3 protein-coding genes are annotated in these 5,552 nt (G+C 67.5%); 2 read left to right on the forward strand and 1 reads right to left on the reverse strand.

Annotation, left to right across the window (positions count from 1 at the left end; translation table 11 throughout):
• Nucleotides 1-8 precede the first annotated feature (8 nt).
• Nucleotides 9-2,159, reverse strand: coding sequence for a fructose-specific PTS transporter subunit EIIC (locus tag SSOG_RS26900; protein ID WP_009717415.1), 2,151 nt, complete (start codon nt 2,157-2,159; stop codon nt 9-11).
• Nucleotides 2,160-2,593: 434 nt separating this feature from the next.
• Here SSOG_RS26900 and ahcY point away from each other — a divergent pair, with 434 nt between their 5' ends.
• Both ahcY and SSOG_RS26910 read left to right on the forward strand, forming a co-directional pair.
• The gene (gene ahcY / locus SSOG_RS26905; RefSeq protein ID WP_009717416.1) at nt 2,594-4,051 is read left to right on the forward strand and encodes an adenosylhomocysteinase; all 1,458 of its coding nucleotides are present in this window, start codon (nt 2,594-2,596) and stop codon (nt 4,049-4,051) included.
• A 118-nt stretch (nt 4,052-4,169) separates the two neighbouring features.
• On the forward strand, nt 4,170-4,784 hold the full coding sequence (locus tag SSOG_RS26910) for a hypothetical protein (RefSeq protein WP_009717417.1): 615 nt from the start codon (nt 4,170-4,172) through the stop codon (nt 4,782-4,784).
• The last annotated feature ends 768 nt before the right edge of the window (nt 4,785-5,552 follow it).

The raw sequence follows: 5,552 nt of genomic DNA on the forward strand, positions 1-5,552 counted from the left end.
CCCACCACCTACTCGATCTCCCCCAACACCCCCAGAATCGCCCCCACATCCGCAGCCCCAGCCAACCGCTCCCGAAACTCCGGAACCATCAACTTCCGCGACAGCAGCGCCAGAATCCGCAGGTGCTCATCCCCCGCCGCAGCCTCCGGCACCGCGATCATGAAGACCAGCCGAGCCTTCGTACCGTCCGGCGCGCCCCATTCGATGCCCTCGGCGGACCGGGCGAAGCCGACGACCGGGGCGGTCACCGCGTCCGTCTTGGCGTGCGGGATCGCGATCTCCTCGCCGAGACCGGTGGTGCCCTGGTCCTCGCGGGCGAACGCGACCCGCACCAGCTCCGCGGCGTCCGCGACCTTGCCGCTCGCGGCCAGCAGTTCGGCCATCTCGCGGATGGCATCGTCCTTGCGGCCAGCGGACAGCTGCTCCTTGACGGTCTGCTCGGTCAGATACCCGGACAGCACCTGACCCTCAACCGACCCCGCGCCAGCGGCAGGAGCGGCAGAAGCAGGAGCGGCAGAGGCACCACCCGCAGCAGAACCCGCAGAACCCGCAGAACCCACACCACCCCCCACCAGCACCGGCTCGGCCACAACAGAGGCACCGGCCGAGGCAGGCGCCGAGGCAGGCGCCGACGCCAACACCGCGCCCCCCGACCCCCGCGCCGCCCCCATCGACATCAGCCCGACCGTAGCCACCGCCGTGACGGCCGTACCGACGACCACAGCTACGAAGAACATCGGCACGCCGTTCACCGCACCGAGCACCGCCACGATGGGCCCCCCGTGCGGCACGCTGTCCTCGACCGCCGCCAGTCCGGCTATGGCCCCGGCGACCGCACCGCCGAGCATGTTCGCCGGGATCACCAGCGCGGGCCGCGCCGCGGCGAACGGAATCGCACCCTCGGTGATACCGAAGAAGCCCATGAAGAGGGCGGCGAGCCCGGTCTCCCGCTCCTGGTCGTCGAACATCCGGCGACGGATCAGCGTGGCCAGCCCCTGACCCAGCGGCGGCACCGGAATGGCCGCGGCGCACGCGCCCATGACCTCGGGGTTCTTGGACACCAGCCCGGCCCCGAAGAGGAACGCCGTCTTGTTGACCGGTCCGCCCATGTCGAACGCGATCATCAGCCCGAGGATGATGCCGAGCAGCGCCGCGCTCGTCCCGGTCAGCCCGCCGAGCCAATCCGTGAGGTTCTCGAAGACCCAGGCGATGGGCCTGCCGAGGACGTAGATGAAGAAGAGGCCGAGCACCGAGGTCGCCACGATCGGGATCACGATGATCGGCATGATCGGCTGGACGAACTTCGGTACCCGGACCTTCTTGATCCCCTGCACCAGATACCCGGCCAGGAAGCCGGTGACGATCGCCCCGATGAACCCGGCGCCCGCCTCGCTGTCGTACAGCTCGCCATGGGCCGCTATCCAGCCGCCGACCATGCCGGGCACCAGCCCGGGCCGGTCGGCGATGGCGTACGCGATGTAGCCGGACAGGGCGGGGATCATCAGCTGGAAGCCGATGGTGCCGATGTCGTTGACGGTCTTCCAGAAGGAGTCGTCGGGGATGACGATCCCCTTGGACGTCGTATCGCCGCCCAGGGCGAGCGATACGGCGATCAGCAGACCGCCGACCACCACGAACGGGATCATGTACGAGACGCCGTTCATGAGCGCCTTATAGGTGATGCCGCGCCCCTTACGACCGCCACCGCCACCCGCACCCGCCCCGGCATCGGCACCCGCCCCGGCACCCGCACCCGACGCGGCCGAAACACCCTCGCGCCCCTCATACACCGGCGCGTCACTCACCTGCTCGATCAGCCGCTCCGGATGGTGGATCCCCTCGGCCACCCCGACGACGAGCACCTTCTTCCCAACGAACCGACTGCGGTCGACGTCCTTGTCGGCGGCGATGATGATGCCGTCGGCCTCGCTGACATCGTTGTCAGACAGAACGTTCTCGGCCCCGATCGAGCCCTGTGTCTCCACCTTCATACGGTGGCCGAGCGCTTCCGCGGCCTGCGCCAGCTTCTCGGCGGCCATATAGGTGTGGGCGATGCCCGTCGGACAGGCGGTCACGGCGAGCAGTCTGAGTCCCGGCCCGCCGGTCTCCGCACTGTCGCTGGCCCCCGCACCGTTGGGGGGATCGGCTGGACTGGTCACGTGGTTCTCCTTGTCAGGATCAGCTTCCCCGGCAGCGTGGACAACGTCGTCAACGCGCCGAGCAGCGCGGGAATGTGCAAGCGTCCCCGTGCCAGCGGCATCCTGCAATACCCGCGGACGGGATCAAAGCGGTGCGCCGTACGACGCGGGGCCCCGTCCCCCGGCGTGGGCCGAACAACACCCCCGCGGGCTGGGGCTCACCCCGCCCAGCGTGTAGATTCGTGACCGAGCCAGACGTCGCTGCTGATGGCGGTCGGGCGGCCCGTTCCGCGGGTCGGCCGAGGGAGAGAGGGCCTCCGACGGACTGCGCGCTGCGAGCAAAGGGGACACGTGTGTCCGATTTACGACACACCTTCCCGGACACACAGTGCCCGCTGCCCGCAGGCCAGCCGAAACACTCTCGCTCGCCAACCGATCGATGAGGAGCAGCACTCATGACGACAGCCGACACCGGTCAGGACTTCAAGGTTGCCGACCTCTCCCTGGCTGATTTCGGTCGTAAGGAGATCACCCTCGCCGAGCACGAGATGCCCGGCCTGATGGCGCTTCGTAAGGAGTTCGCCGCATCCCAGCCGCTGGCCGGTGCCCGGATCACCGGCTCGCTGCACATGACGGTGCAGACCGCGGTCCTGATCGAGACCCTGGCCGCGCTCGGTGCGCAGGTCCGCTGGGCGTCCTGCAACATCTTCTCCACCCAGGACCACGCGGCCGCCGCGATCGCGGTCGGCCCGAACGGCACCCCGGAGAACCCGCAGGGCATCCCGGTCTTCGCCTGGAAGGGCGAGACCCTGGAGGAGTACTGGTGGTGCACCGAGCAGGCGCTGACCTGGCCGGGTACCGCCACCGGCGGCCCCAACATGATCCTGGACGACGGTGGCGACGCCACCCTCCTCGTCCACAAGGGCGTCGAGTACGAGAAGGCGGGCGCCGCGCCTGACGTCTCCACCGCCGAGAACGACGAGCACCGCGTCATCCTCGAGCTGCTCAACCGCACCCTCGCGGAGAGCCCGCAGAAGTGGACGCAGCTCGCCTCCGAGATCCGCGGTGTCACGGAGGAGACCACCACTGGTGTCCACCGTCTGTACGAGATGCACCGGGAGGGCACCCTGCTCTTCCCGGCGATCAACGTCAACGACGCCGTGACGAAGTCGAAGTTCGACAACAAGTACGGCTGCCGCCACTCCCTGGTCGACGGCATCAACCGCGCCACCGACGTCCTGATCGGCGGCAAGGTCGCGGTCATCTGCGGCTACGGCGACGTCGGCAAGGGCTGCGCGGAGTCCCTGCGCGGCCAGGGCGCCCGGGTCGTCATCACCGAGATCGACCCGATCTGCGCGCTCCAGGCGGCGATGGACGGTTACCAGGTCGCCACCCTGGACGACGTGGTGGAGACCGCGGACATCTTCATCACCACGACGGGCAACAAGGACATCATCATGGCCACCGACATGGCCAAGATGAAGCACCAGGCGATCATCGGGAACATCGGCCACTTCGACAACGAGATCGACATGGCCGGTCTCGCGGCGATCCCCGGCATCGTCAAGGACGAGGTCAAGCCGCAGGTCCACACCTGGACGTTCCCCGAGGGCAAGAAGCTCATCGTGCTCTCCGAGGGCCGTCTGCTGAACCTGGGCAACGCCACCGGTCACCCGTCGTTCGTGATGTCCAACTCCTTCGCGGACCAGACCATCGCCCAGATCGAGCTGTTCACCAAGCCCGAGTCCTACCCGACCGACGTGTACGTGCTGCCCAAGCACCTGGACGAGAAGGTCGCCCGGCTCCACCTGGAAGCGCTCGGCGCCAAGCTGACCACGCTCCGCCAGGAGCAGGCCGACTACATCGGCGTCCCGGTCGAGGGTCCGTACAAGCCCGACCACTACCGCTACTGATCGCCCCGGCCGACGCGCCGAGCGTCGGTCACCGGCCCCGCCGCACCGGCGGGGCCCCAGGGCCCGTCCGCGCCGTTACGGCCGGGGCGGGCCCCGGCTCGTTTTCAAGGACGTCACCATGCCCCGCGGCCGCTACTCCCTCCACGACACCCACGACCACGCTCCCCTCGGCGAAGAGCACTTCCACTGCGCGCCGGGCCCCAGCGGATGGCGTTACGTCGCACAGCGCACCTCGCCCTCGGGTGAGCACGCCGGTTCCGTGGACCTCACGCTCGACGAACTCGGCCGTCCCCTCCGCCTGGAGCTGCACGCCGCGAGCTGGCGGATCCGCGGCGGCGCGATGGAGGGCGTGACCTGGGTCCGTACGGACCCGGCAGGAGAGCACGCGACCGAGGGCAACACCCAGGCCCACGCGTTCACCGGCACCTCCCCGGCGTTCCTCGTCGCCCTCTCCCGCATGCTCCGGCTCGAGCCCGGCACGGGGCCGGTACGCGTCCGCCTCGTCGCCTTCACCGACCCGGTCCTCGCCCCCCGCACGGTCGACCAGTCCTGGGCCCTGCTCGGCAGTACGGTGCACTCGACGGACAGCGGCCCGCTCACCGTGGACGAATACCAGGTCAGCGAGCTGGACACGGGTGAGCAGCACACGGTCCACATCGCCGGCGACGTGGTGCTCGCGGCCCCGGGCATCGAACTGGAGGAGCTGGAGACCCCGCCGTCGTCCTTCGGGTGATGTGCGGAGCGCCCCGCTGACCTGGTACGGTGTTCATCTCCCCGAAACCTGTTGACACGGGCCATGTGGGGAGGTAGATTTTAACGGTTGCGATGAGCGGCGTGGTACGTTCATGCGCAGCCGTTGGCATCTGAACCGCTCCGTTCGTGAATGCATTTCCGACGGAGCACTTTGACCCCCGCAGGTAATCGCGAAGCCGATTAGGTCGGCCGCTGCGACTCTGCTAAAGTCAAGACCGCCGAAAGGCAAAGGCCCTCCAACAGGCCACCGGAAACGGAATTCGGACCGGAAACGGAACGGAAAACGGATCTGGTAAGGTTGGAAACACGAAAGGCCGAAAGGCCCGGAGGGAAAGCCCGGAGAAACCGGTGATACGGTTTCAAAGGAAGCGATCGTTCCTTGAGAACTCAACAGCGTGCCAAAAGTCAACGCCAGATATGTTGATACCCCGTCCACATCGGTCACTTGATCGACGGACGAGGTTCCTTTGAAGAAACACACAGCGAGGACGCTGTGAACCATCGGATTATTCCTCCGGTGGTTCCGCTCTCGTGATGTGTAACCAGGATTACCTGGAAGCATTCACGGAGAGTTTGATCCTGGCTCAGGACGAACGCTGGCGGCGTGCTTAACACATGCAAGTCGAACGATGAAGCCCTTCGGGGTGGATTAGTGGCGAACGGGTGAGTAACACGTGGGCAATCTGCCCTTCACTCTGGGACAAGCCCTGGAAACGGGGTCTAATACCGGATATGATCACCGGCCGCA

Source organism: Streptomyces himastatinicus ATCC 53653 (assembly GCF_000158915.1).
In the GTDB taxonomy this organism is placed as follows: domain Bacteria; phylum Actinomycetota; class Actinomycetes; order Streptomycetales; family Streptomycetaceae; genus Streptomyces; species Streptomyces himastatinicus.